Genomic DNA, 25739 nt, shown 5'->3' on the forward strand with positions numbered 1-25739 from the left:
CTAGGAGACGGCCGCGCGGGGATCCGCGGCGGTGGTGTGCTCGGTCGGCTGCGGCGTGGCGCTCAAGACGGTGACGCCGTCGGGCGCCTCGAAGCGATGCCAGCGCCCTTCCGGGACGACGATCAGCATGCCCTGAGACAGCGGGATGGACTGCGGCCCGTCCTCGGTCATGATCGTGAGGGTGGCCGCGCCCTCGAGGACGTGCACCAGCTCGTCGCCCGTGCCGTGCCGCTCCCACGCGGTGTTGCCCGAGAAGCGGCCCGCGAAGATGCTGCCGTCGCGGAACGGCAGGAGCGTCGAGAACGCGGCGCGCACCTCGTCGGCGGGCGTGTCGGGGCGGCGGTCGCGCAGCGGGATGAGTCCGGCCAGCTCGGCGGCGACGTCGACCGCGCGGATCACGACGTCGCCGCTCCCCGGTCAGTCGTCCACGCGGATGGCCATGCGCACGCCCCTGGGCAGGGGAGACCGCTCGGCTTCCACCTGCCAGGACCCGATCTGGGTCAGGCCGCGAACGAACGTGCGGTAGCGGGAGCTGGGGATCACCGCGTAGACGGTGGTCGCGGAGAGCTCGTGCCGTCCGCCGATCCGGGCCCCGCCGGAGCGGGTCAGCAATTCGGTCAGCTCCTGCTCGCTCGCGCCGCGATCCTGGACGGTGAGCCGTCCGACCACGTGCGGTCCGCCGCTGCGTGGGCTCTGCGCCGACGTGGTGGCCACCATCGCCCCGCTCCGAGCCGCGGCGAGCCGCGGTGGCGCCGGCTCCGATCCACGCCGCGACCCGCCGTCGATCGGCTCGGGGCGAGCGGGCGCCCGACGCGCCATCGTGACGTCGGACGCGGCATCCGGTCGCAGGATCGGCGTGGGCAGCAGCACGTAGAGGAGGAGACCGACCACGAGCGCGATGCCCGCGACCTGCACCGACCCGATGCGGGAGAACGAGACGAGCGCGGCGGTCGATGCGGCGGTGGCGCGCGCGGCCCGCGCGCGCGCGTGCGCGGCGACCCGGCCGACCTCGGCGCGGGCGCGCTCGACGCCGTCCTGGGCGCCCCGCCGGACACGCGCGTGGGCGCTCGCCAGCGCGGGCCGCAGGCGGCCGATGCCGGTGACGACGGCGTGGGAGCCGGCGCGCAAGGCGGCCGCGTCGTGCGCGGCGCGCTCTCGAAGTGTGGCACCCCGCGCCACGAGCGATTGCGAGGCCGCGCGCGTCCCGGACGAGGCCGCGGCGGCCCACGCGCGCGCGGCGCCGGCGGCGCGCCCCGCCGCGGCGACGGCTCCCGTCACCGGCAGGCGCAGCCTCGGTTCGACGCGATCGGGCAGGACGGAGAGGGCGGCGGCGTGGCCGACGGGCTCGGTCAGCCCGCTCGAGATGGAGAGCGTCCGCGACCAGATCGGATTCAGCAGGGAATGCCGCTCACGGTCCAGGCGGTCCCGCTCGGCTTGACAGTCGGAGCACTGCTTCAGGTGAGTTTCGACGAGAGCCCATTCGGTCAGGCTGGTCTCGCCGCGAGCGACCGGGGGAATCAGCGGGAGGATCTCGTGACAGTTCATGGCAGCAGCCTCTTCAGCGCTTCGGTATGGCGAACTTGCCGAGCTTAGTGGGTCATGAGGGCCACGTCAAGGCAGGTGTGAAGACCCCGTCCGGGGTCATCCGCCTACGCGAATGGTCAGATGCACGTCCTCCGGAAGTCGCGACCGCTCGGCCTCGACGCGCCACGCGCCGATCCGGGCCAGCCCGCGGGTGAATTCCTCGTAACCGGACTGCGGGACCACCGCGTCCAGGAACATGACCGCGCCGGCCCGGTCCGTGCCCACCAGGCTGCCGCCCGTCCGCGCCAGCAGCGCCGTGAGATCGCGCTCGGCCACGCCCCGGTTCTTCACCGACAGCTGTCCCGCGACGTGCGCCAGCGTGGGCGGACGCCGCGGGGCCAGGTCCGGGCTGGCCGTCTCCGCCCGCTTCGGCGCCGACAGCGGGGCCCTGGCCGGCTCGGGCTTCTGGATGGGCGTGCTCGGGGGCGCCGGCGGGGCGGGCGCGCGCCGCACCTCGGGCTCCGGTCGGCTGACGCTGAGGGCGGCGAGGGCGACCCCGCTCTCCAGCTCGGCCGGCCCGGTGCGCTCGGGCACCGCGGGCGTGCTGCTCTCGATCGTGGCGGGCGGCGCGGCCTTGACGTCGAGCCGCGCGGGCGATGGCGCCGGAGATTCCACGAGCGCCGGCGGCGCGAGCCGCGCGTCCGTCCCCGTGCCGATCGGGCCCGGGGCACGCGGCCGGAGCGCGGAGTGACCGGCATAGACCGCCAGCGTCGCGAGGACCCCGAGCCACACCAGGCGGACGGCCGGCCGCCGCGGTGTCGGCAATGCGGCGAGCCGGACGCGCAGGCCGCCGACGCGAGCGCGCAGGCCGCCGACGCGAGCGCGCAGGCCGGGCGTCACGCGGAGCGCGCCCGCGCCGGCTCGCGCGGTCTCGGCGAGCGCGGTCCGGGCGCGCGCGAAGAGCGCCGCGCCGTGGCGGGCCGCGTCACCGGCGACGGCGCCGGCCCGGGCGCTGAGCGCCGGCCCCGACGCGCGCAGCGCACCGAGGCGCACGCGCACGACGGCCAGCGACGCGGCGCGTTCGGGGGGCGGCGGAGTCTGGTGGTCCCGTGAGGCCTCCCGGCACGCGGCGCACTGTCTGAGATGCGCTTCGACCAGGGCCAGCTCGGTGAGGCCGATGTTGCGGGATGAGGCGGCAGCCAGCTCGTGGGCATCTTCGCAGTTCATCGTGGTACCTCTACCGGTGCCGCGGCGTGTCGGGAACGGGTGTCTCAGCCTGAGGACGAGCGTAGAGCGAGACGGCGAGCGTGGTCAAGCACCCCCCGTGTAAGCGCAGGAGATTTCGCGGTGAGCAACCGAGGCGATCGGGGCGGAAGCCGAAGCTGCCCTTACGCAATCAGGTCTGCAGGTCGCCCACCGCGTCGGCGAGGGCCTCCAGCTCGACCCGCCACGAGCGTGGCGCGATCACCGGGCGCACCACGAACTTCGAGAATCCCACCGCGATGAACTGCTCGATGGTGGCGCGGAGGGCGGGATAGCCCACCGGCGTCAACTCGAGCGCGCGCGGCCGGCGGGCGGCCAGCGCCCGGGCCGCCGCGTCGTCGAGCGGCGCGCTCGCGTAACCGATACTCATGCCGAAGTGCTCGGGGCTGATCGAGCGGGAGGCGCGCGCGGCCGCCGCCTCGATCACCTCGCGCCCCGCCGCCGCTTCCGCCGGCGTGCAGAGCGAGGGCAGCCAGCCGTCGGACAGCCGGCCGCAGCGCTGGAGCGCGGCCGGCGCGGTGCCGCCGAGCCAGACCTCGAGCGGTTGCTGCACCGGCAGCGGAGCGAGGCGGACGTCCGTGAAGCGCCCGGCCGGCCCGTCGTGATCCACCGTCTCGCCCGCCCACAGGCGCCGCAGCAGCGGGAGCGCCTCGTCGATGAACGCGCCGCGCTGCTTCGGCTCGACGCCGATCGCGTCGCGCTCGGGCGCGTAGGTCAATCCGGGCACCAGGGTGACGAGCAGTCGACCGCCCGAGAGCCGGTCCAGACTCGCCAGCTGCTTCGCGAGCCTCAGCACGTTGCGTCCGGGCAGCAGCGCGGTCGTGCCGATCTTCAGCTGCGGGCGGATCGCGGCGGCCCACGCCAGGCCCACCAGCGGGTCGACCACCGGCCCGGTCAGCACTTCCGAGAGCCACAGCGAGTCGAACCCAAGCGTCTCGAGCCCGTCCACCAGCTCGGCGAACGCCTCGGTCGTCGGCGCCGCGCCCCCGGCTCCCACCCCGATGCGGATCTTCATGGTGCGATGGATTCTACCGCGTTCGCCCCGCGTGCTGGCGTATCGTTGCCGGGATGATCGTGCACCTGGTCGACGGCACGTACGAGCTGTTCCGCTACTTCCTCTCGCCGGCCGCCGCCTTCGACCGGGGCGCGCCGCCCGAGCTGCGCGCAGTCCGCGGCGTGGTGGGCTCGATCCTCTGGATGCTCGAGGGCGGCGCGACCCACGTCGGCGTCGCGACCGATCACGTGATCGAGTCGTTCCGGAACGGGCTCTGGCCCGGCTACAAGACGGGCGAGGGCATCGATCCTGTCCTCCGCGCCCAGTTCGAGCCGCTGGAGGAGGCGCTGCGGTCGCTCGGCGTCACGGTGTGGGCGATGGTCGAGCTCGAGGCCGATGACGCGCTGGCCGCGGCGGCGCAGATGTCCGCCGCCGACTCCCGGGTCGACCAGGTCATCATCTGCACGCCCGACAAGGACCTCGCCCAGTGCGTGCGGGGCGAGCGCGTCGTCCAGCTCGACCGGCGGCGCAACGAGACGCGCGACGAGTCGGGCGTCGAGAAGAAGTTCGGGGTCCGCCCCGCGTCCATCCCCGACTGGCTCGCCCTGGTCGGTGACGCCGCCGACGGCTACCCGGGGCTGCCCGGCTGGGGTGCCACTTCCGCCTCCGCGGTGCTCGCCCGCTACCGGCACCTCGAGGGCATCCCCGAGCGCCCCGGTGACTGGGAAATCTCCGTGCGCGGCGCCGCACGGCTGGCCGCGACCCTCGCCGAGCAGCGCGAGCACGCGCTCCTGTTCCGCACGCTCGCGACCCTGCGCGCCGACGCGCCGATCGACGCGGACGTGGATGCCTTGCGGTGGACGGGGCCGCGCCCGGATTTTCCATCGTGGGCCGGGCGGCTCGGCACGCCCGCGCTCCACGAGCGCGCGGCCGCGCTGGCCGCGGACCGCGCCCCCTGAGCCGCGCCGCGGTGAACGCGCTCGCGCGGCCGGTACCGGCTCGGCTCGCCGCGCTCCGTCACCGTGACTTCCGGCTGTTCTGGAGCGGCCAGCTCGTCTCGCTGATCGGCACCTGGATGCAGAGCGTGGGACAGGCCTGGCTCGTGCTGGAGCTGACCGGCTCCCCGTTCCACCTCGGCGTGGTGACCGCGCTGCAGTTCACGCCGATCCTCCTCCTCTCGCCGGTGGGCGGCGCGCTCAGCGATCGCTTCCCCAAACGGCGCATCATCCTGGTGACCCAGGCCGCGATGATGGTGCAGGCCTTCGTGCTGGCCGCGCTCGTGTGGAGCGGGCAGGTACGCTACTGGCACGTGGCGACCCTCGCCCTGATCTACGGCCTGGGACGCGCGGTCGACATCCCGGCGCGCCAGTCCTACATCACCGACCTGGTGGGCCGGGCCGATCTCGCCAACGCGGTGGCGTTGAACTCGGTGGTCTTCAACGGCGCGCGCATCGTGGGCCCCGCGGTGGCGGGCCTGCTCATCGCGCGGTTCGGCGTGGGCTGGGCCTTCTGCCTCAACGGGCTCAGCTTCGTCGCGGTCCTGGGTGCGCTGCTGGCCACCCGCACGCCGGGCGATCCCCATCCGGCCGGGCGGCTCGGCATTCGCCAGGGGATCTGGGGCGCGCTCGATTACGCGGCGAGGACGCCGTCGGCCGCCTTCACCCTCTCGATGGTGGTGGCGGTCAGCATCCTGGTGCTGAACTTCAACGTGGTGGTGCCGCTGATCGCCCGCGACGTGCTCGGCGAGGGCGCGCACGGCTTCGGCCTGCTGATGTCCTCGCTCGGCGCCGGCGCGGTGGCCGCCGGGATCACGCTGACGCTCTTCCGTCGCGGGCGTCCGGCGCTCTGGTCGCTCGCCGCGGCCGCCGCGATCCTCAGCGCGGGCACCGCCACGCTGGGCCTGGTCTCACACTTCGCGGCGGCCGCGGCGCTGCTGGTTATCCTCGGCGGCTGTCAGATCGTCTTCTCCACCGGCTGCAACACCACGCTGCAGCTGGACACCCCGGATGCGCTGCGCGGGCGGGTGATGGGTCTCTACGCGCTCGCCAACGCGGGCATGACCCCGTTCGGCTCGCTGCTGATCGGCGCGCTCGCCGAGCGCCTCGGGGTGCGCGCGGCCTGCGCGCTGGGCGGCGGCTCAGGCCTGGTCGCGGTGGCGGCCCTGGTGCTGATCGGGCGCCGCGCCGGCGTGGCGTGGAGCCGGGGAACCGAGCGCTAGCCGCCCATCGCGCCCATCACGTTCTCGAGCGAGGTGTCCGCGACGGCGAGGCGGCTTACGGGGTGACCGCGTAGAGCGGCCAGGTGCCCGGAAGGCCCTTGAGGGTGTGTACTCCACGCTCCTCGAACGACAGGCCCGATCCCGCGACCAGGTCCTTCACGGTCCCGGACACGAGGATCTCCCCGGCCCGGGCCTCCGCGACCACGCGCGCGCCGATGTGGACGGCGATGCCGCCGACCTTCTCCCCGATGACTTCGCACTCACCGGTGTGGAGACCGGCTCGGATTTCGAGTCCCAACGTCTTTACATTGTTCGCGATGCTGGCCGCGCATCGGATCCCACGCGCCGGTCCATCGAAGGTAGCGAAGATACCGTCGCCGGCCGTGTCCACTTCACGGCCCCGGAAGCGGGCGAGCTCCCGGCGCGCAACCGCGTAGTAGGTGCCGAGGACGTCGCGCCACTGCCGGTCCCCCAGCGCGGCCGCTCGCTCGGTAGAGCCCACGATGTCGGTGAAGAGTACCGTAGCGAGAATGCGGTCCGACTCGGGCGCGCGTCTCGCTCCCGTCAGGAATTCCTCGACCTCGTCCAGGAGGGTGCCGGTATCCTCGACCCACGGCGCGTGGTCTGCCCCCGCGAGCTCGACCAACCTCGCTCCGGGGATGTGTTCGACCAGGTAGCGGGCCTGCTCGACGCTGATCATCCGATCCTGAGCCCGATGGAGCACGAGGGTCGGTACGCGGACGGCGGGCAGGATGGCCCGGACGTCGATCTCCTTGTTCATCTGCATCACCGCCACCGCAGCGCCCGGGCTCGCAGCCAGACGTTGATACGTGGCCCACCACTGGCGGTAGCTCTGGTTGTCGGCCGCGCTCGGGGCGCGGAGGTCCGGGCTCCGAGCCTCGCCCCATCCCATCTCGATGGCATCGATCATCGCCTGCCATTCCTGCTCCGTATGTCCACAGGCATGGTCGGGCGCCCAGGACCGGCGGGCATACGAGCCATACAGCACGAGCGCCGAGGTGCGCTCGGGATAGGTCGCCGCGAAAAGCACTGACATCGGGCCGCCCTCCGAGGCTCCGAAGAGGGCGGCTCGCTCCGATCCCACCGCGTCCATGACCGCACGCACGTCGTCCATGCGCTCCTCGAGCGTCGGGATGCCGCCGACCCGGTCCGATAGCCCGGTGCCGCGTTTGTCGAATCGGATCAGACGCGAGAAGGATCCGAGCCGTTCGAAGAAGTGGGCCGACCACGGATGCTCCCACTGGTACTCGAGGTGCGACACGAAGCCTGGGACGAAGACGAGGTCGAGCGGTCCGGCGCCCGTCACCTGGTACGCGACGTGGACATCGCCGCTCTTCGCGTACTGGGTCTTGGGCGGTACCGGCATTCCGACCTCGTGTCCCGCAATATGACCAAGCCAGCGGTGGCCGTCAACCCGAGGCTCGATCGCCTCAGTCCGGGATGCCCGCGACGACCGTGATCTCGATCAGCAGGTCGGGCGAGTTCAGCGAGGCCACGGTCACGGTGGTGCGCGCCGGCTTGTCGGTCGGGAAGTACTTCGCGTATTCCTCGTTGTAGGCGGCCAGGTCGTCGCGGCGGGTGAGGTGGACCATCGCGCTCAGCACCTGGTCCAGCGAGGTTCCCGCGGCGGTCAGGATCACCCGGATCCGCTCGAGCGTGTTGCGGGTCTGCTCCCGGATGTCCTTCCCCACCTCGCCGGTCGTCGGATGCCGGCCGGTCTGGCCCGACACGAACACGAGGTTGCCGAACTTCGTGGCGAGCGACAGGTTCGGATTGGGACGCTCCACCGCGACGCGCACGATCTCTTTCTTCACAGGACGGCCTCCACGAGGTACGGGCCGGGCGTGGCGAGCCCGGCCGCGAATTGCTTGCTGAACTCCTCGGCGGTCGTGGCGCGGCCGGCCGGCACGCCCATGCCGCGCGCCATCGCCACCCAGTCGAGGTCGGGCCGGCCGATGTCGAGCATGTCGGCCGCCTTGGGACCCGGGGTTCCCGCCCGCACGCCGGACAGCTCGTGGCGCAGGATGGCGTAGGTGCGGTTGGCGAAGATCACGGTGGTGACGTCGAGGCCCTCGCGGGCCTGCGTCCAGAGCGCCTGCAGCGTGTACATGCCGCTGCCGTCGCCCTCCAGGCAGATGACTTTTCGATCAGGGCAGGCGACCGCGGCGCCGGTGGCCAGCGGCAGGCCCAGGCCGATGGAGCCGCCCATGTTGTTCATCCAGTCGTGCGGCGGCGCGCCCGCGGTCGCCTTGAAGAAGCCGCGGCCGCTGGTCACCGACTCGTCGGCGACGATGGCGCCCTCGGGCAGCAGCGCACCGAGCGCGGCGGCCAGGGTATCGGGGGTGAGCGCGCCGGTAGGTGGCGCGGGGCGGCCCGGCTGCTGCACCACCTCGCCGTTCTTCTTCGCGCCCACCGCCTCGGCCAGCGCCTCGAGCGCCCCGATCGAGTCCTCGGCGAGCGTCGAGAGCCGGTGGATCTGGCAGCCGTCGGGCGTGAGCACGCTCGGCTTGTCCGGGTAGGCGAAGAACGCCACCGGCGCCTTGGCGCCGACGAGGATCAGGTGGCGGACGTCCTTCAGCACGGCCAGCGCCTGGTCCACCGGATAGGGGAGGCGCTCGATCGGCACGCGGCCGGCTCCACGCTGGATGCGCGCGTTCGAGCCCTGCGCGATGAGCCGCGCGCCGGTGGCGCTGGCGATGCGCCCGGCCAGGGCGAGCCCACGCTCGCGCACGGCCAGGCCGGTCAGCATGAGCATCGCGGGCTCGCCGGTGCGGAGTGCGGCCGCGCAGCGCTCGATCGTCTCGGCGCCGACCGGAGCCGGCGGCGCCACCGCGGGCGCCGGCGCGACGCCGTCGGCCTCGTTCCATGCGGTGTCGGCGGGGAGGATCAGGGTGGCGACCTGGCCGGGCGCGGTGCGGGCCGCCGCGATGGCGGCGGCGCCGTCGGCCGCGACGGCGCGCGCGCTCGGCGAGGTGCGCACCCAGCCCGAGACCGGGCGCGCGATGCCCTCGATGTCCGAGGTCAGCGGCGCGTCGTGCTTGATGTGGTAGGTCGCGTGCTCGCCCACGATGTTGACGATGCCGGAGCTGGCCTTGCGCGCGTTGTGCAGATTCGCGAGCCCGTTGCCGAGACCGGGCCCCAGGTGCAGCAGGGTCGCCGCCGGCCGCTCCGCCATGCGCCAGTAGCCGTCGGCGGCGCCGGTGACCACGCCCTCGAAGAGGCCGAGCACGCACCGGATGCCGTCGACCTTGTCCAGCGCGGCCACGAAGTGCATCTCCGACGTGCCGGGGTTGGTGAAGCACACGTTGACTCCGCCGGCCACCAGCGTCCGCGCCAGGCTCTCGGCACCGTTCATCGTGGTCTCCTCGGTCTCGGGTGGTGGGACGGCGCTCAGCGCTTCGGACCGATCGCGCCGGCCTCGCGAAGCGCCGCGATGGCCCGGTGGTCGAGGCCCAGCAGCTCGCGCAGCACCGCGTCGGTGTGCTCGCCGAGCATCGGCGCGGGCGTGCGCACCGCGCCCGGGGTCTCGGACAGACGCACCGGCGCGCCGACCATGCGCACCGTCCCCGCGCGGGGATGCGTCGTCTCGACCAGCGTCCCGCGCGCGATCACCTGCGGGTGCTCGACGACCTGCGGGATGCTGTTGATCGCCCCCATCGGGATGCCCTGGGCGAGCAGCAGCGGCTCCCACTCTTCGTAGGGGCGCGTCAGGAACACCGCCTGCAGCCGGGCGATCAGGGTGTCGCGGTTGCGGGCGCGGTCGGCGTTGGTGCGATAGCGCGGATCGTCGGTCAGCTCCGGGCAGCCGATGGCCGGACAGAACACCTTCCACAGCTTCTCGCTGCCGACGGCCAGGGCGAGGTCGCGCGTCTTCGTGCGGAAGGTCTGGTAGGGCAGGAGCGCCTTGTAGGCCGTGCCCATCGGGAGCGGCACTTCCCCGTCCGCGAAGTACGCGCCGATCATGCTACCGAGCAGCGAGAGCTGGCCCTCCAGCATGGAGACGTCGATGGCCTGGCCGCGGCCCGTCCGCTCCTTCACGCGCAAGGCCAGCATGATGCCGAACGCGGCGTACATGCCGGCGGTCATGTCGGCGATCGAGACGCCGCAGCGCACGCCGTGGCCGCCCGGCTCCCCGGTGGTGCTGATCATTCCGCTCTCGGATTGCACGATAAGGTCGAGGGCGGCGCGATCGCGGTAGGGCCCGTCCTGGCCGAAGCCGGAGACCGAGCAATAGATGATGCCGGGATTGCGGGCCTTGGCGGCCTCGTAACCGAGGCCGAGCCGGTTCAGCGCGCCGACGCGGTAGTTCTCGAGCACCACGTCGCATCGCTCCATCAGCTGAAAGAAGAGACTCTTGCCTTCCGGATGCTTGAGGTCGACCTCGATGCCCTTCTTGTTGCGGTGCAGGCTCACGAAGTAGGACGTCTCGCCGCCCGGCAGCGGCGGCCCCCAGGCGCGGGAGATGTCACCGGCCCCCTTCGGCTCGAGCTTGATGACGTCCGCGCCGAAGTCGCCCAGCATGGTGGAGCAGAAGGGGCCGGCGAGGGCGTGGCTCAGATCCAGGACCTTCACGTCTTCGAGCGGCATGCGCATCGGTCGGCTCTCCGGGCGATCCTGCCAGATCGCTCCGGCTCAGTCCAGCAGTTCGGCCAGCCGTCGCTCGAGGAAGCGGCGCTGGGGCTCCTGCCGCGTCAGCGCGAGCGCGCGCGCGTAGGATGCGCGCGCGTCCGCGGTCCGCCCGAGCCGGCGGCACAGCTCGGCTCGCGCCGAGTGGGCGAGGGGGTAGTCGGCGAGGTCGCCGCGCGCGAGGATCGCGTCGATCAGGGCCAGGCCGGCGGTGGACCCGTCGCGCATCGCCACCGCGGCCGCGCGATTGAGCTCGACCACCGGCGACGGCTCGGCGCGCACGAGCACGTCGTACAGCCCGACGATCTGCGCCCAGTCGGTGTCGGCGGCGGTGGGGGCGGCCGCGTGCACGCCCGCGATCGCGGCCTGCAGCGTGTACGGGCCGATCCGGCGCGACGCGAGCGCGCGCTCCACCAGCCGCGCGCCCTCGTCGATCTGCCCGCGATTCCACAGCGCGCGGTCCTGGTCGTCCAGGAGGACCACCTCGCCGGCCGGCGAAGTCCGCGCGGGGCGCCGCGACTCGTGCAGCAGCATCAAGGCGAGCAGGCCCATGGCCTCGGGCTCCGGCAGCAGGTCGACCAGCAGGCGCCCGAGGCGGATCGCCTCACCGGAGAGATCGGCCCGGGTCAGCGACTCGCCCGACGAGGCCGAGTAGCCCTCGTTGAAGACCAGGTAGATCACGTGCAGGACGGTGTCGAGCCGCTCCGGCAGCTCGGTCCGCGCCGGCACCTCGTAGGGAATGCGCGCGTCGCGGATCTTCGCCTTGGCGCGGACGATGCGCTGGGCCAGCGTGGGCGGGGCGGTGAGGAACGCGCGCGCGATCTCCTCGGTGGTGAGGCCGCAGACTTCCCGCAGGGTGAGGGCCACCTGGGCGTCCGGTGTCAAGGCGGGATGACAGCAGGTGAAGATCAAGCGCAGCCGGTCGTCCTCGATGTCCTCGGCCTCGCCCGGCCGGGGGACCGCGGTCTGCGCCTCCAGCCGCTCGGCCAGCTCGGCCTGGGAGGCGTCGAACCGCGCGCGGCGGCGCATGGCGTCGATGGCCTTGAAGCGGCCCGCCGAGACCAGCCAGGCCCGCGGGTTGGCGGGCGTGCCCTCGCGCGGCCACTGCTCCACCGCGGCGGCGAAGGCCTCGTGCAGCGCCTCCTCGGCGAGGTCGAAGTCGCCGAGGAGGCGGATCAGGGTGGCCAGCACGCGGCGGCCGTCGGCGCGATAGACCGCGTCGACGGCCTCGCGGGCGCGGTCGGCCGAGTCCTCGGTCACGACGGCGCGCCGGCGCGGCTAGGAATGCCGCAGCTCGAGGACCGGCCGCACCTCGATGATCCCGATGCGCGCGGGCGGAAAGCGGGCGGCCACCGCGCACGCCTCGTCCATGTCCCGGGCCTCGATGAGGAAGAAGCCACCGAGCTGCTCCTTGGTCTCCGCGAAGGGCCCGTCGGTGACGGAGACCTTGCCCCCGCGCACCCGCAGGGTCCGGGCGGTCCGCGCGCGCTGCAAGGCATTCGAGACGATGTAGTGGCCGCTGCGCCGGATCTCCTCGTCGTAGTCGAGGGCCGCGTCCACCAGCGCCTGCATCTCCGGCTCCGGCATGTCGTCCAGCGTTTGCTCGTCGTGAAAGATCGTGAAGAGGAACTTCATCGCGCGATCTCCTTGATGGGGCGAACCTCGATGCTGCCGCGGCTCGCCATGGGAATCCGCGAGGCCACCTGCAGCGCCTCGTTGAGGTCGCGGGCCTCGATGAGCAGGAACCCGCCCAGCTGCTCCTTGGTCTCGGCGAAGGGGCCGTCGGTGGTGGACAGCTTGCCGTTGCGCACGCGGATGGTGGTGGCCGCCGCCACCGGCTGGAGCGCGTGGGCCGCGATCAGATGCCCGGTCTTCCGCAGCGCGGCGTCGTAGGCGAGGCTCTCCTCGGTGCAGGTGTCGGCCTGCGTCTTGGTCATGGCGTCCATCTCCTTCTCGACAAGATAGACCAGGCAGATGTACCTCATGGGCGTCTCCTCGCGGCGGATCGGATGGGTACGGTCATACCTGGTCGTTCCGGAAGCGCGGAATCGACAGGCCCGCCGCCTCCGGCCCGGCCGGCCCGTGTCGTCCGGGGCGGCCGGCTCCATCTCCTGCAGGCCGCCCGCGGGAATGATAGGCTGCGCTGATGCGCTACATGCTGCTGATGTACCGGGACGAGCAGTGGTGGAACGGCAAGCCCGAGGAGGAGCGCGCGGCGATCCGGCAGCAGGCGGTCGACCGCTCCGAGGACCTGCGGGCGCGCGGCATCTTCCTGGCCGGCGACCCGCTGCTGCCCGCGGGCACCGCCACCACGGTGCGGATGCGGAACGGCAAGCCGGTCGCGACCGACGGCCCGTTCGCGGAGACCAAGGAGCAGCTGGGCGGCTATACCATCGTGGACGCGCCGAGCCTGGACGAGGCGCGGGCCATCGCGCTCGATCACCCACTGCTGCGGGTGGGCGGCCACTCGATCGAGATCCGCGCCATTCGCGAGCTGCCTCCGACACGGTAGACAGGAGACCCGGCATGGCATCGTCCACCGTCGAGACCACGCGACCCACCCATCCGCTCGACCCCTTGAGCGCCTCCGAGATCGAGCGGGCGTGGGAGATCCTGCGCGAGGCGCGCGCGCTGGGCCCGCGCGTGCGCGTGATCTTCTCCATGCTGCACGAGCCGGCCAAGAAGGTCGTGCTGGGTCATCGGCCCGGCGACGCGGTGGAGCGGACCGCCTGCGTGGTGGTGGTGGACCGCGCCGAGGGCAAGACCTACGAGGCCACCGTCTCGCTGTCCGACGGCCGCGTGGTCTCGTGGGAGCACGTGCCCGGCGCCCAGCCCGCGATCGTCCTCGACGAGTTCGTGGACTGCGAGGCCGCGGTGCGTGCCGACCCACGCTGGCAGGAGGCCATGCGCAAGCGCGGCGTCACCGACCTGAGCCTGGCCATGGTGGACAGCTGGTCGGCGGGCCACTTCGGCTTCCCGGCCGACGAGGGCCGGCGGCTGGTGCGCGCGCTCACCTGGGTGCGGCGCCATCCGCAGGACAACGGCTACGCGCGGCCGGTGGCGAACCTGCTCACGGTGGTGGACCTCAACGCGATGACCGTGCTCGAGGTCGTGGACGGCGGGGTGATTCCGCTGCCTCCCGAGGACGCCGGCTACTCCCCGGAAGCCGCGGGCCTCCGCACCGGGCTCAAGCCGATCGAGATCCGTCAGCCCGAAGGCCCGAGCTTCGCGCTGGAGGGCCACGAGCTGAGCTGGCAGAAGTGGCGCATGCGGATCGGATTCACGCCCCGCGAAGGCCTCGTGCTCCACACCGTCACCTACGAGGACGGCGGCCGGGAGCGTCCCGTGCTCTATCGCGCCTCGGTCGCGGACATGGTGGTGCCCTACGGCGACCCGCGGCCGACCTACTTCCACCGCAACGCCTTCGACGTGGGCGAGTACGGCATCGGCACCCTGGCCAACGCGCTCGAGAACGGGTGCGACTGCCTGGGCGAGATCCGCTATCTCGACGCGGTGGTGAACGACAGCCGCGGGCGCGCGGTCCCGCTGCCGAACGCGATCTGCATCCACGAGGAGGACGCCGGCATCCTCTGGAAGCACTTCGACTGGCGACTGGGCACGACCGAGGTGCGGCGCGCCCGGCGGCTGGTCGTCTCGTCCATCTCCACCGTCGGCAACTACGAGTACGGCTTCTACTGGTACTTCGGCCAGGACGGGGCCATCCAGCTCGAGGTCAAGCTCACCGGCGTCATCTCCAACGGCGCCGAGCGGCCCGGTGACCGGCCGCGCTGGGGCGAGATGGTCGCCCCCGGTGTGTACGGACCGATCCACCAGCACTTCTTCTGCGCCCGCCTCGACATGATGGTGGACGGACCCGACAACTCGGTCTACGAGATCAACACGGTGGCCGATCCGCCCGGCCCCGACAACCCGCACCACAACGCCTTCCACGCGGAGGCCACGCTGCTGTCGTCGGAAGCCTCGGCCCAGCGGCTGGCGGATCCGCTCGCCGGGCGCTTCTGGAAGATCGTGAACCCCTCGGCGCGCAACCGGATGGGCGAGCCGGTCGGCTACAAGCTGATGCCCGGCGAGAACGTGCGCCCGTTCGCGGGGCCCGACGCCTCGGTCACCCGCCGCGCCGGATTCATGACGCGGCATCTGTGGGTCACCCGCTACGATCCGCGCGAGCGCTACGCGGCGGGGGAATACCCGAACCAGCACCCGGGAGGCGCCGGCCTGCCGAGCTACGTGCAGGACGATGCGCCGCTGGAGAACACCGACGTGGTGGTCTGGTACACCTTCGGGGCGCACCACGTGGTCCGTCCCGAGGACTGGCCGGTGATGCCGGTGGTGCCCATCGGCTTCACGCTCAAGCCGTCGGGCTTCTTCGATCGCAATCCCGGACTCGACGTCCCGCGGCCGACGCGGCACGGCGAGTGCTGCCCGGAGCGGTGAGCCGGCGGCGCCGCGCGGGCGGCTGGCTCACGCCCGCGAGACGCGGGAGCCTAGCGCCAGCCTCGGCGCCCGTTCTCGGGCCGCGTCCCGGACGTGGTGAACTGCACGGGAATGTTGCGGAGGAACATCACGGCCATGCCATCCGTGTCGAGGCGCCAGACCAGGCCGGCCACGTTGACCGGATGCCCGTCCGGCGGCTGAAGCTGCAGCTCGACGGCGGTGCCCGGCGCCATCTCGGCCCGCGGCTTCAGCTTCGTGCCGTTGGCGCTGAGATCCACGGTGTGGCAACGGAGTCGGCGGCTTCCGACCTTGACCCAGGCCGTCCACGAGACATCTTTGCGGGAGTGGTGTCGGCGGCTACGCTGTCTCTTGTCCATGAGGGTCAGTGGAGAGCAAGGGGCGGGCCACCCGGTAAACCATCGGAAAGCGAGCGGCGGATGCGAACCGTGCCCAGGTTGGGAGCCACAGGTTGGCCAGGGCCGGGGGCAATGTGGGTAACGAATGGGACGGTTGACAGCGAGGCGCACGGCAGAGCAGCATCGGGACCGCGCAAAATTTCCGCGAGGGGGACGAGCACGACGATGAGCAAGACGCGTCCGGAGTGGAAGGACGAGGTGGGCCGGCGCGGCGACGGCCTGCTCGCGCTGCGCCGCGATTTCCACCGGCATCCCGAGCTGAGCCATCAGGAGACCCGCACCGCCGAGATCATCGCGGAGCGGCTGCACGCGGCCCGGCTCGACGTCCGGACCGGCGTCGGCGGGACCGGGGTGGTGGGCGTGCTGCACGGCGACCGGCCGGGTCGCACCGTCGCCTGGCGCGCCGACATCGACGCGCTGCCGCTGACCGAGCTGCTCGACGCGCCCTTCGTCTCCGGGACGCCGGGCGTCATGCACGCGTGCGGACATGACGGGCACACCGCGATCGCGATCACCCTCGCCGAGATCATGGCCGAGCGGCGCGACGACGTTCCCGGCACGGCCGTCTTCATCTTCCAGCCCGCCGAGGAGGTGCTGGGCGGCGCCCGGCCCATGATCGAGGCGGGCGCGCTCGAGGACCCGCACGTCGACGAGGTCTATGGGCTGCATCTCACGACCCAGCAGCGGGTGGGCCAGGTCCAGGTGCGGCCCGGGCCGTCGATGGCGTCGGCCGACGCCTTCAGCGTCGAGGTGCGCGGCACCGGCGGCCACGGGGCGATGCCGCATCTGTCCATCGATCCGATCACCGCGGCCGCGAACATCCTGCTCGGCATGCAGAGCATCGTGTCGCGCGAGATCCCGGCTCAGGAGACCGCGGTGCTGACGGTCGGACAGATCGTGGCCGGCACGAAAGGCAACATCCTGCCCGACCGGGCGATCATGAAGGGCACGATCCGGGCGTTCGAGCCGTCGGTGCGAGATCACCTGGTCTCCCGTCTCGGGGCCTTCGTGACCGACATCGCGAGGGCCTATCGGGCCGAGGCGGACCTGCGGCTCGACGGCGGCTCGTGCCCCGCGGTGGTGAACCATCCGCGCGAGAGCGCCTTCGTGCGCGAGTGCGCCAGCCGGGAGGTCGGCGCCGACTCGGTGACCGAGGGACGGGTGGTCATGGCGAGCGACGACATGAGCCTGTTCCTGCGCGAGAGGCCGGGGTGCTACTTCCGGGTCGGCATCGGATCGGCGAGCGGCGCCGCGCGGCCGCACCACGCGCCCGAGTTCGAGATGAACGAGGCCGGGCTGCCGGTCGGCCTGCGGATAGGGCTGGCGGTCATGCGCTCGGCCCTCGCGCGCTGAGGGCGACCGGATGGGCCGGCTCAGCGGCAAGGTGGCGGCGATCACCGGCGGCGCCTCCGGCATCGGCGAGGCCACCGCGCGGCGCTTCGCGGAGGAAGGCGCGCACGTGGCCATCGCGGACGTCGACGCGGAGCGGGGCCGCGTGGTCGCGGCCGAGATCGGGGCGACCGGCGGCCGCGCGATCTTCCGCGAGATGCACGCGGCGCGCGAGGCCGAGTGCGCGGCGTTCGTCCAGGCGGCGCGCCAGGAGCTGGGCCGGCTCGACATCCTGGTCAACAACGCGGGCATGCGTCTGTATCAGACGGTGGTGGAAGCGAGCGAGGCGAGCTGGGACGCGATCCTCGGCGTGAACGTCAAGGGCTACGCGTTCTGCGCCAAGGCCGCGATCCCGTTCATGCGCGAGGCGGGGGGCGGCAGCATCGTCAACGTGGCATCGATTCGCGCGGTGGTAGCCGGGGGGCGCATGGTGCAGTACGACACCACCAAGGCCGCGGTGGCCGGACTCACCCGGGCCATGGCGCTCGATCACGCGGCCGAGGGCATCCGGGTCAACGCGGTCTGCCCCGGCCCGATCTTCACGCGCTTCCACGAGCGCCGGGCTGCCGACGCAGGCAAGAGCGCGGAGGAGTTTCGGACCGAGTTCGGGCGCGGCACCATGCTCAAGCGGCCGGGGACCCCCGCGGAGGTCGCGGCGTGCATCCTGTTCCTGGCCTCCGACGACGCCTCGTACGTCACCGGCGCCTCGCTCTTCGTCGACGGCGGCCACGTCTCGATCTGAGGAGAGATCTCGATGAACCTGCGCGACCTGTTCCTGGACCAGCACGCCGCGGTGCACTCGGCCGCGGTGGGAGGCAACAAGATGTCGAGCGCGGAGCGGACCTTCGGCGGAGTGACCGACGAGCAGATGCGCGTCCGGCCCCGCGAGGACCTCAACTCGCTCGCGTGGCTCCTGTGGCACATCGCGCGCGCCGAGGACATCATGGTGAACCAGGTCCTGGCCGGCGTCAGCCCGGTGCTCGACGACGGGTGGAAGCGGCGCCTCGGGATCGGCCGTCCCGACTTCGGCATCGGCATGACCAGCGCCGAGGTCAGCGATCTCACCCGGCAGATCGACCTGGGCGCCCTGCGCGCCTATCGCGACGCGGTCGGCCTCCGCACGCGCGACGTGATCTCCGGCTTCACGCCGACGGACTGGGACGGGACGGTCGCGGCGGACCGGGTGGAGGGAGCGGCGGCGGCCGGGGCCTTCGGAGTGCGGACCGAGACGCTGGCCAAGATGCTGCCCGGCCGCTCGCGCGCGCTGGTCCTGAGCAACATCGCGCTGTTCCACGCGGCGGGCCACATGGGCGAGGCCAACACGGTGCGAAGCGCGGGAGGCTTCGGCACCGGCGTCTGAGGCGGACGGGTCCCCCGGGATCAGCTCCGGGCCGCGGCCCGGCGCGCGAGCGCGGCGCGAAGCCCGCGGACCACGATCCACACGAAGACGACGTCGAGCAGCACCGCGCCGATCCCGAAGGCGACGCGTCCCGTCGTCTCGCTCACGGCCGAGGAGACGGCGAGGAACGGTAGACCCAGCATGCCGCCGAAGCGCCGCTCGCCCGGCCCGAACGCGATCCAGTTGGGGGCGACCGCCATCAGGCCGACGATCGCGCCGCCCAGCAGGCTGCTTCGCCACGTGCCCGGCGCGCTCGCCGTGGTGGGGCGACCGTCGGCCGGTCCGGCGGCGACCGCGATCCCCGCGAGGACGAAGGCGAGGCCGGCCGCGCCCACGACCCACCGCGGGGCGTGGATGTCACGCGCATCGCCGATGACACCGGCCGCCAGCAACAGGATCAGGATCCCGCCGAGCACGCAAGCCGTCCCGACCACGGCCAGCTTCCGGCGCGGGTTCTGCGGTACCAGCACTAGGTGCGCCGCACCTCGCGCACGCGGCCCGGCACGCCGGTCGACCCGGTGTTGAGCCCGGCCTTTCGCAGCATCCGGCTGTCGACGTCGTGGCCGAAGATGTCGGGCCCCAGCGCGGTCAGCCCGCCGTCCACCACGATGACCTGGCCGGTGATGAATCGCGATTCGTCACTGGCGAGGAAGAGCGCGGTGTCCGCGATGTGCTGAGGGAGGCCGAGGTCCGGCCACGGCTGCTTCTGCTGGACCAGTCGCTCCCACGCGTCCTCCCGATGCCCGGTGGCCAGCGGCGTCTTGATGAGCCCCGGCGCGATCGCGTTGACCCGCACGCGGTGCGCGGCCATCTCCGCCGACACCGCGCGGCTCAGGTTCGCCACCGCGGCCTTCGCGGCGGAGTAGGCATGCGGGCCCGCGCCGCCGCCGATCCCGGCCACCGAGGCGGTATTGATGATGCTGCCGCCCCGCCCCTGTGCCTTCATCCGATTCGACGCGTGCTTCATGCCCAGGAACACCCCGCGGACGAGGACCGCGAAGGTGAAGTCCCACTCTTCCACGGTGGTCTCGCCGATCGGTCCGAAGGCGCCGCCCACCCCCGCGTTGTTGAACATGCAGTCGAGGCCGCCGAAGCGCTCGACGGCGAGCCCGACCAGGGCGGCCACGTCCCGCTCCGCCGAGACGTCGGCGCGAAGCGAGGCCAGGCGATCGCCGGCGCCCTGGGTGCGGGCGAGCGCCCCGGTCTCGCCGAGACTCGCCTCGTTCAGGTCGCCGATCACCACCGTCGCGCCCTCGCGCAGGAAGGTGAACGCGGTGGCGCGGCCGATGCCGCTCCCGCCCCCGGTGATGACCGCGACCTTGCCGTCGAGCCGCCCGCTCATCCGGCCCGCCCCGCTATCCGCGCGGCTTCACCCAGGTCTCGGACCAGGCCAGGGTGGCGCTGCTGCCCTGCCGATCGCCGCGCATCTCGGGCCACACGCTGCCCGCCGCAGTCTTGCCATTGATCTCGAGCTGCGCGGCGCGGGCGGGGAAGAACGTGCTGAACACCCCGAGCGGCCGGTCGTTGAAGCCGGGCGGCGCGTGCAGCACGAAGGGCTCGATGCAGTCGTACCAGGACATGGTGATGTGGGTGTCCGTCGTGTTCACCGTCTCGATGGCGGTGGACCAGGGCCCGCCCTGCCGGTTGAAGTGGGCGTGGACGACCGGGAGCCCGGTGTCCGCGAAGGCCGGGAAGAGCAGGGTCTCGATCGTCTTCTGCAGCCAGCGGGCCACCGCGATGTTGTCGCTGTAGACGCGCGGCCGGTTGTCGGTCAGCGTGGATTGCAGGAAGAGGGTGTGACCGGCGCCGGCCGGACACCAGAGCACCCGCCAGTGGCTCGCGCGATCCGACAGCGTCTTGCCTCCGTCCGGGCTCAGGCGAATGAAGGAGTTCTCGCCGGTCATCAGGACTTGATTCGGGTCCACTGGCGGCATCGCGATGGTCTCCTCTTCGAGTTTGGGGTGCGCGGCGGGGCCCGGCGCGGTACAGTCAGCCGGCAGCCCGGCCCCGACAGACAATACGGGGGAAGCCCGCCCGGGGCAAGCGGGAGAGAGAGGAGAGCCCGATGAGCGCGCGCTTCCTGTACCTGGTGCGGATGGACGTGGCCCACGACCACGAGAAGACGTTCAACGACGTCTACGACCACGAGCACCTGCCGCGGCTCGCCGCGGTGCCCGGCGTGATCCGGGCCACGCGCTACCGGCAGCCGGCGCCCACCGACCCTCGCTACATCGCGGCCTACGAGATGGAGAGCGCGGCGGTGCTGCAGAGCCCCGAGTGGAAGCAGGCGGGCGAGTCCGGACGCTGGCCGACCGACATCCGCCCGCACACCATGAACCGTCACCTCGCGGCCTACGAGTGGGTGGGGAGCAACGCGGGCCTCACCTACCGCACCCCGTACGTCTTCTGGGTGATGATGGACATCGAGCCGCATCGCGAGCAGCTGTTCAACGAGCTCTACGACGTGGAGCACGTCCCGCTGCTGCTGAAGCTCCCCGGCTGCGTCAACGTCGCGCGCTACCGGACCGAGACCCCGGGGGAGCCGCGCTACCTGGCCGCTTACGAGGTGGAGCGCGCCGACCTGCCGATGTCCCAGTCGTGGAACGACACCTCCGACATCGGCCGCTGGAAGCCCGAGGTGCGCCCCTACACCCACAACAAGCGGTTCATCGTGAGCGAGCGGATCTGATGGCCGTCGACATCGCGCTCACCGGCCTCGCGATGCCGCTCGGCGAGCTACCCGCCATCGCCCGCGAGGCCGAGACGCGCGGCTATCGCACCGCGTGGATCGGCGAGGCCTCGGGCACCGAGGCCATCGTGCTGTCCACCTTGATCGCCACGCACACGCAGACGCTGCAGATCGCCAACGGGGTCATCCCGGTGCAGACCCGCACCCCGATCGTGTACGGGCAGGCCGCGGCCACCCTCGCGCACCTGGCGCCTGGGCGGTTCGCCCTGGGCATCGGCCTCTCCAGCGAGATCATCGTCGGGCAGTGGCACGGGCTGCCGTTCGTGCCGTCCATCCAGCAGATGCGGGAAGCCGTGCAGATCATCCGCATGGCCGCCTCCGGGGAGCGCGTGAACTTCGAGGGCCGGTTCTACCGGCTCAAGAACTTCCGCCTCGGGATCCCCGCGCCGTCGCCCCCGCCGCGCGTCTATCTCGCCGCGCTCGGCCCGAAGATGTGCGAGCTGGCCGGCGAGGTCGCGGACGGAGTTCTGCTCAACTGGATCCCGCCGTCCGCGATGTCGGCGTCGCTGCGCTCGGTCGAGGACGGCGCGAAGCGCGCGGGGCGCCGCCTCTCGGATCTCGACGTGGCGGTGTACGTGCGCACCTGCGTCACCGACGAGGCCGGGCCGGTGCGCGAGGCGCTCGCCCGCGACATTACCGGCTACGCCATCGTCGGCGCCTACGCGCGGTTCTTCCGGGACTGCGGCTTCGCCGAGGAGGTGGAGGCGGTGAACCGCGCCTGGAAGGCGGGCGATCGGGCGAACGCGGTGAAGAGCATCTCGGATCGGGTGCTGGACGGGCTGGGCGCGGTGGGCCCGGCCGACCGCTGCCGCGCGCAGATCGCCGCCTTCGCGCGGACCGGCGTCACGCCGGTGGTGCTGCCGTTCGCCTCGCCCGGCCCCGACGCCCGCGCTTCGATGCTGCGGACCTTCCGGACGTTTCCCTAGGAACGAGGCGCCTCGGCGATGCGGCGAGCGGGAGCCCGATTCGCCTGCGCGCTGGGTCTGCTCCTGGCCGGCGCGAGTGGCGCGTACGCCCAGAGCCCGCCCGCGCCGACCGCGCCGGAGAGCAGCGGACCGATCCCGCTGGCCGAGGTAGCCGCGCGCGCGGCCGAGCTGCGTGGCCTGCTCGACAGCCAGGACGCGGCGTTCACCCCGACCCGCGAGGTGCAGGCCATCCTGGACGCGCTCCCGCGACAGGCCACCGAGCTGCAGACCCGCTTCGAGCAGACCCGCAAGCGCCTCGAGGGCAGCCCCCCGCTGTCGGTCGTCGAGGAGGTCGGGGCCACCTGGGAGGCCACGCGCGCGAAGCTGCGAGGCTGGAACGAGACGCTGACGCAGTGGGCGAGCCGGGTCGAGCAGGAGCGCGCGCGGCTCGCCGGCCTGCGGGACAGCTGGCTGCGCTCGCGCGAGGGCGCGGCCGCCGCGGGCGCGCCGCCGGTGGTGCTGAGCCAGATCGACGGCATCGTGGGCGCGATCAACACCACGCGCGCCCGCGTGGAGACCCGACTGTCGACGCTGCTGCTCGCCCAGTACCGCCTGGCTCAGCTGCAGCGGCGGGCCGACGAGGCGTTGAGCCGGGCCGCCCAGGCCCGCTCCGAGCGGCTGCACCGGCTCGGGCAGCGGGAGGGACCGCCGCTCTGGGACCGGGGGATCTGGGCCGGCGCGGTGGAGCAGACCGCGGCGGCCGCGCGCGACGTGATGGGCGCTGGGCAGGGGCTGGCCGCGGAGCTCGGGCAGCAGCACGCCGCGCGCGTGCCCCTGCACGTTCTGCTGTTCCTGATCCTGCTGGCCGTGTTGTGGCGCGGCCGGCGGGTCGCCAGCCGCTGGACCGCCGACGACCCGATCATCGTGACGGTGGTCGAGGTCTTCAGGCGTCCGATCGCCTCGGCGCTGCTGGTCTCCTGCCTGGTGGCCCCGTGGATCTACGAGGAAGCCACGCCGACCCTCATGCGGCTGATCGCAGTGATCGCGATCGTGCCGGTGATCCGGCTCATCCGGCCGTCGCTCGACCGCTCGGTGGCCCCGGTGCTCTACGTCTTCGGGGCGCTCTTCGTGGTGGACGCCATCCGCTCGGTGATCGCCAGCGCTCCGCTCTTCGAGCATCTGGTGTTCCTCGCCGAGATGCTCGTGGCCAGCGCGGGGACGCTCTGGGTGCTGAGGGCGCGCGGTCCCGAAGGGCTCGTGGTTCCCGAGGTGGATGCGATGGAGGGGGCCGCCCTCCGCCTCTTCGGCCGCCTCCTGCTCGCCGCCTTCGCGAGCGCCTTCGTCGTCGGCAGCCTCGGCTACGCGGGGCTGGGCCGCCTCATCGGAGCCGGCGCCCTCGGCAGCGCGTACTTCGGCCTGGCGATCCTCGCCGCGCTGCAGGTCGCGAAGGGGCTGATCGCGGTCCTGCTGCGAAGCCGCCCGCTGGGCCTGCTGTCCGCGGTGCAGCACGCGCGGGCTGCGCTCGAGCGGCGGATCGTGCGGGTCCTGCGCTGGATCGGGGTGCTCGCGTGGATGGCGGCCACCCTCGCGTCGCTGACCCTGCTGCCCGCGGTGGCCTCGGCGGTGCGCCGCGCGCTGACCGTGGAGTGGGGCTGGGGCGCGATCCGGATCTCGCTCGGCGACCTGGCGATCTTCGCGCTGACCATCTGGTTGTCGTTCGTGGTGGCCGGTGCGGTGCGGCTGCTGCTGGCCGAGGACGTGTTCCCCCGCGTGCGCCTGGCGAAGGGGCTGCCGCTGGCGATGTCGCTCGTGATCCAGTACGCCCTGGTGCTCAGCGGCTTCACGCTGGCCCTCGCCGCCCTCGGGGTGGACCTCACCAAGCTCACCATCCTCGCCGGCGCGTTCGGGGTCGGCGCGGGGCTGGGGCTGCAGAACCTCGTCAACAACTTCGCGTCCGGCCTGATCCTGCTCTTCGAGCGCCCGCTGCACCTGGGCGACGTCGTGCAGATCACCGGGGTGGGCGGAGAGGTGCGCCACATCGGCGCGCGCGCCACCCTCGTGCGCACCGCCGACGGCGCAGAGGTGTTCATCCCGAACTCCCAGCTGGTCTCCCAGAACTTCATCAACTGGACCTACTCGGATCTGCGGCGGCGGATCGTGCTGCCGGTCAAGGTGGCCTACGGGGCGGCCCCCAAGCAGGTGAGCGAGCTGCTGATCGGCATCGCCGCGAAGCATCCGCTCGTGCTGGACCAGCCCGCGCCCGCGGTGGTCCTGATGGGCTTCGGGGAGTCGTCGCTCGACTTCGAGCTGCGGGCGTGGACGGACCGCTTCGGCGACGCGGAGACGATCCAGAGCGAGCTGGCCGACGCGATCTACGCCGGCCTCGCGGAGGCGCGCATCGACCTGCCGGTGCCCCGTCGCGACGTGCGGCTGTGGCGGGCCGACGAGCCGCCGAAGGAAGATTCGAGCTAGCGGCGCGGCCGGGGCGGATGCGCCCGCACCGCCTCCTCGTCGATCTCGGTCCCCCATCCCGGCCCGCCGGGCAGCAGCAGGTGGCCGTCCCGGATCTCGGGCTTCACGGTGACCAGGTCGTCCTGCCACGGCACCATGTCCGGATCGATCTCCATGATCCGCAGATTTGGCACCACCGAGGCGAAGTGCGCGCTCATCATGGTGGCGAGGTGGCCGTAGAAGTTGTGGGGGGCCACGTTGATCTCGTAGGCCTCGGCCATCGCCGCGATCTTCAGCGACTCGGCCACCCCGTTCCACGGGGTGTCGATGATCGCGACGTCCACCGCGTGCCGCTCGAAGAAGGGCCGGTAGTCCCGGCGGCCGAAGAGGCACTCGCACGAGGCGACCGGAATGGTGGTGCGGCTCCGCACGTAGGCCAGCGCGCTCGCATCGCGGGTGTCCATCTCGACCCAGAACAGGTCGAAGGGCTCCATCGCGCGGGCCATCTTGAGGAAGCCCTCGGTCTTGTAGTTGAAGTTCAGGTCCACCAGGACATCCATCCCGGGTCCGGCGCCCTCGCGGAAGGCGGCGAGCTGCGCGCGCATCGCCTCGACGACGTGGCGGTCCGCGTTCAGCTCCGGGAAGCCCTCGCCGCGCGCGAAGCCGGGGACGTGGGCGCGGGGACGTCCGTCACCCAGCAGCAGCACGTTGGTCTTGAGCGCGGTGTAGCCCTTCCGCACCACCTCACGGCCGAGCGCGGTGACGTCGCCCAGCGTCCGCACCGGCGGCAGCTCCATCTCGCGCGCCCGGCTCACCCGGTAGGTGGCGCAGTGCGACCAGTAGAGGCGGAGGCGGGTGCGGATCGGCCCGCCCAGGAGCGCGTACACCGGCACCCCGAGGGCGCGGGCATTGACGTCGAGCAGCGCGTTCTCGATCGCTCCGATGGCCTGCTGGACCACGCCGCCGGCGGCTTGACGGCGAAGCGCGTACAGCAAGGCCACGTGGGCTTCCCACGGGCGCGGGTCCTGGCCGATCAGGGTCGGCGCGAGCTCGGCGATGACCGCGGAGACCCCGAGGCCGCCGAAGGACTCGTTGTACTCGCTCCAGCCGACGATGCCCTCGTCGGTGCTGATCTTGAGGAAGTCGAGGTTCCGCCAGCCCGCGTCGGCGTGGAGCGATTCGATCGTGGTGATCTTCATGCCCGGTAGGCTACCGAACCGCCCGACCCCTCGGCAACCCTGCCCTCACCGTCTCGCGCCCCACCCTCCCGAGCCCTCACCCTCTCCCCGGAGGGGAGAGGGCAGGGGTGAGGGGCGGTTCAGGAAGCGC

26 protein-coding genes are annotated in these 25739 nt (G+C 72.5%); 10 read left to right on the plus strand and 16 right to left on the minus strand.

All coding sequences use genetic code 11. The features are described from left to right. The 4 genes from VKN16_28350 to VKN16_28365 all read right to left on the minus strand — a co-directional run bounded on the left by VKN16_28350 (nucleotide 1) and on the right by VKN16_28365 (nucleotide 3802). Nucleotides 1–399, minus strand: a complete 399-nt coding sequence (locus tag VKN16_28350) for a cupin domain-containing protein (GenBank protein ID HME98135.1) — start codon at nucleotides 397–399, stop codon at nucleotides 1–3. An 18-nt stretch (nucleotides 400–417) separates the two neighbouring features. Beyond that, the gene (locus VKN16_28355; GenBank protein HME98136.1) at nucleotides 418–1545 is read right to left on the minus strand and encodes a zf-HC2 domain-containing protein; all 1128 of its coding nucleotides are present in this window, start codon (nucleotides 1543–1545) and stop codon (nucleotides 418–420) included. A gap of 96 nt (nucleotides 1546–1641) precedes the next feature. Further along, nucleotides 1642–2751, minus strand: a complete 1110-nt coding sequence (locus VKN16_28360; protein ID HME98137.1) for a hypothetical protein — start codon at nucleotides 2749–2751, stop codon at nucleotides 1642–1644. Between the two features lie 169 nt (nucleotides 2752–2920). Next, nucleotides 2921–3802, minus strand: a complete 882-nt coding sequence (locus tag VKN16_28365) for an LLM class flavin-dependent oxidoreductase (protein ID HME98138.1) — start codon at nucleotides 3800–3802, stop codon at nucleotides 2921–2923. A gap of 53 nt (nucleotides 3803–3855) precedes the next feature. Between VKN16_28365 and VKN16_28370 the strand changes: the two genes are divergently transcribed. Beyond that, nucleotides 3856–4740 carry a 5'-3' exonuclease H3TH domain-containing protein gene (locus VKN16_28370; GenBank protein ID HME98139.1) on the plus strand — a complete coding sequence of 295 codons (885 nt, stop codon included), beginning with the start codon at nucleotides 3856–3858 and terminating at the stop codon, nucleotides 4738–4740. A gap of 11 nt (nucleotides 4741–4751) precedes the next feature. Further along, nucleotides 4752–5999, plus strand: coding sequence for an MFS transporter (locus VKN16_28375; protein HME98140.1), 1248 nt, complete (start codon nucleotides 4752–4754; stop codon nucleotides 5997–5999). Nucleotides 6000–6054: 55 nt separating this feature from the next. On the opposite strand, the gene VKN16_28380 is transcribed toward VKN16_28375, so the two are convergent. The 7 genes from VKN16_28380 to VKN16_28410 form a co-directional block, all read right to left on the minus strand. Next, on the minus strand, nucleotides 6055–7386 hold the full coding sequence (locus VKN16_28380; GenBank protein HME98141.1) for an adenylate/guanylate cyclase domain-containing protein: 1332 nt from the start codon (nucleotides 7384–7386) through the stop codon (nucleotides 6055–6057). Between the two features lie 64 nt (nucleotides 7387–7450). Further along, nucleotides 7451–7834 (minus strand): RidA family protein, encoded by a 384-nt coding sequence (locus VKN16_28385; GenBank protein ID HME98142.1) that lies wholly within the window; start codon nucleotides 7832–7834, stop codon nucleotides 7451–7453. Further along, nucleotides 7831–9375, minus strand: coding sequence for an acetolactate synthase large subunit (locus tag VKN16_28390; protein ID HME98143.1), 1545 nt, complete (start codon nucleotides 9373–9375; stop codon nucleotides 7831–7833). Before VKN16_28390 ends, VKN16_28385 begins: the two co-directional genes overlap by 4 nt. Before the next feature lie 35 nt (nucleotides 9376–9410). Continuing rightward, nucleotides 9411–10613 carry a CoA transferase gene (locus VKN16_28395; protein HME98144.1) on the minus strand — a complete coding sequence of 401 codons (1203 nt, stop codon included), beginning with the start codon at nucleotides 10611–10613 and terminating at the stop codon, nucleotides 9411–9413. A 39-nt stretch (nucleotides 10614–10652) separates the two neighbouring features. Next, a complete protein-coding gene (locus VKN16_28400) occupies nucleotides 10653–11906 on the minus strand; it encodes an RNA polymerase sigma factor (protein ID HME98145.1) in 1254 nt (417 codons plus the stop codon). 18 nt (nucleotides 11907–11924) lie between these two features. After that, entirely contained in the window at nucleotides 11925–12281 is a 357-nt protein-coding gene (locus VKN16_28405; GenBank protein HME98146.1) for a YciI family protein, read from the minus strand. Then, nucleotides 12278–12631: a YciI family protein gene (locus VKN16_28410; GenBank protein HME98147.1), complete on the minus strand. Its 354-nt coding sequence runs from the start codon at nucleotides 12629–12631 to the stop codon at nucleotides 12278–12280. The genes VKN16_28405 and VKN16_28410 overlap by 4 nt, the downstream gene beginning before the upstream one ends. Nucleotides 12632–12792: 161 nt before the next feature. Between VKN16_28410 and VKN16_28415 the strand changes: the two genes are divergently transcribed. Further along, nucleotides 12793–13158: a YciI family protein gene (locus VKN16_28415; GenBank protein ID HME98148.1), complete on the plus strand. Its 366-nt coding sequence runs from the start codon at nucleotides 12793–12795 to the stop codon at nucleotides 13156–13158. Between the two features lie 14 nt (nucleotides 13159–13172). Then, nucleotides 13173–15101: a primary-amine oxidase gene (locus VKN16_28420; protein ID HME98149.1), complete on the plus strand. Its 1929-nt coding sequence runs from the start codon at nucleotides 13173–13175 to the stop codon at nucleotides 15099–15101. 50 nt (nucleotides 15102–15151) lie between these two features. Here VKN16_28420 and VKN16_28425 read toward each other — a convergent pair whose 3' ends face one another. Further along, nucleotides 15152–15784, minus strand: coding sequence for a PilZ domain-containing protein (locus VKN16_28425; protein HME98150.1), 633 nt, complete (start codon nucleotides 15782–15784; stop codon nucleotides 15152–15154). Between VKN16_28425 and VKN16_28430 the strand changes: the two genes are divergently transcribed. From VKN16_28430 to VKN16_28440, 3 genes are read left to right on the plus strand one after another with little or no spacing between them, the layout of a single operon-like run. Next, nucleotides 15683–16870 carry a M20 family metallopeptidase gene (locus VKN16_28430; protein ID HME98151.1) on the plus strand — a complete coding sequence of 396 codons (1188 nt, stop codon included), beginning with the start codon at nucleotides 15683–15685 and terminating at the stop codon, nucleotides 16868–16870. The genes VKN16_28425 and VKN16_28430 overlap by 102 nt on opposite strands. 10 nt (nucleotides 16871–16880) lie before the next feature. Beyond that, nucleotides 16881–17648, plus strand: a complete 768-nt coding sequence (locus VKN16_28435; protein ID HME98152.1) for an SDR family oxidoreductase — start codon at nucleotides 16881–16883, stop codon at nucleotides 17646–17648. A 12-nt stretch (nucleotides 17649–17660) separates the two neighbouring features. Beyond that, a complete protein-coding gene (locus VKN16_28440; GenBank protein ID HME98153.1) occupies nucleotides 17661–18266 on the plus strand; it encodes a DinB family protein in 606 nt (201 codons plus the stop codon). A gap of 20 nt (nucleotides 18267–18286) precedes the next feature. Here VKN16_28440 and VKN16_28445 read toward each other — a convergent pair whose 3' ends face one another. Genes VKN16_28445 through VKN16_28455 form a run of 3 tightly spaced genes read right to left on the minus strand, consistent with a single transcriptional unit; the run spans nucleotide 18287 to nucleotide 20239 of the window. Then, nucleotides 18287–18739, minus strand: coding sequence for a hypothetical protein (locus tag VKN16_28445; GenBank protein ID HME98154.1), 453 nt, complete (start codon nucleotides 18737–18739; stop codon nucleotides 18287–18289). 35 nt (nucleotides 18740–18774) lie between these two features. Further along, nucleotides 18775–19647, minus strand: coding sequence for a glucose 1-dehydrogenase (locus VKN16_28450; GenBank protein HME98155.1), 873 nt, complete (start codon nucleotides 19645–19647; stop codon nucleotides 18775–18777). Between the two features lie 13 nt (nucleotides 19648–19660). Continuing rightward, a complete protein-coding gene (locus VKN16_28455; GenBank protein HME98156.1) occupies nucleotides 19661–20239 on the minus strand; it encodes a hypothetical protein in 579 nt (192 codons plus the stop codon). 131 nt (nucleotides 20240–20370) lie between these two features. Here VKN16_28455 and VKN16_28460 point away from each other — a divergent pair, with 131 nt between their 5' ends. The 3 genes from VKN16_28460 to VKN16_28470 are packed head-to-tail and all read left to right on the plus strand — an operon-like array spanning nucleotide 20371 to nucleotide 24431. Next, a complete protein-coding gene (locus VKN16_28460) occupies nucleotides 20371–20994 on the plus strand; it encodes a hypothetical protein (GenBank protein ID HME98157.1) in 624 nt (207 codons plus the stop codon). Then, complete coding sequence (locus VKN16_28465) at nucleotides 20994–21980, plus strand: LLM class F420-dependent oxidoreductase (GenBank protein HME98158.1); 987 nt, start codon at nucleotides 20994–20996, stop codon at nucleotides 21978–21980. Before VKN16_28460 ends, VKN16_28465 begins: the two co-directional genes overlap by 1 nt. Before the next feature lie 18 nt (nucleotides 21981–21998). Continuing rightward, complete coding sequence (locus VKN16_28470) at nucleotides 21999–24431, plus strand: mechanosensitive ion channel domain-containing protein (GenBank protein HME98159.1); 2433 nt, start codon at nucleotides 21999–22001, stop codon at nucleotides 24429–24431. On the opposite strand, the gene VKN16_28475 is transcribed toward VKN16_28470, so the two are convergent. Next, complete coding sequence (locus VKN16_28475; protein HME98160.1) at nucleotides 24428–25609, minus strand: mandelate racemase/muconate lactonizing enzyme family protein; 1182 nt, start codon at nucleotides 25607–25609, stop codon at nucleotides 24428–24430. The two genes, VKN16_28470 and VKN16_28475, sit on opposite strands and share 4 nt — an antisense overlap. Between the last annotated feature and the right edge of the window lie 130 nt (nucleotides 25610–25739).

This window comes from Candidatus Methylomirabilota bacterium, from assembly GCA_035315345.1.
Taxonomy (GTDB): Bacteria; Methylomirabilota; Methylomirabilia; order Rokubacteriales; family CSP1-6; genus CAMLFJ01.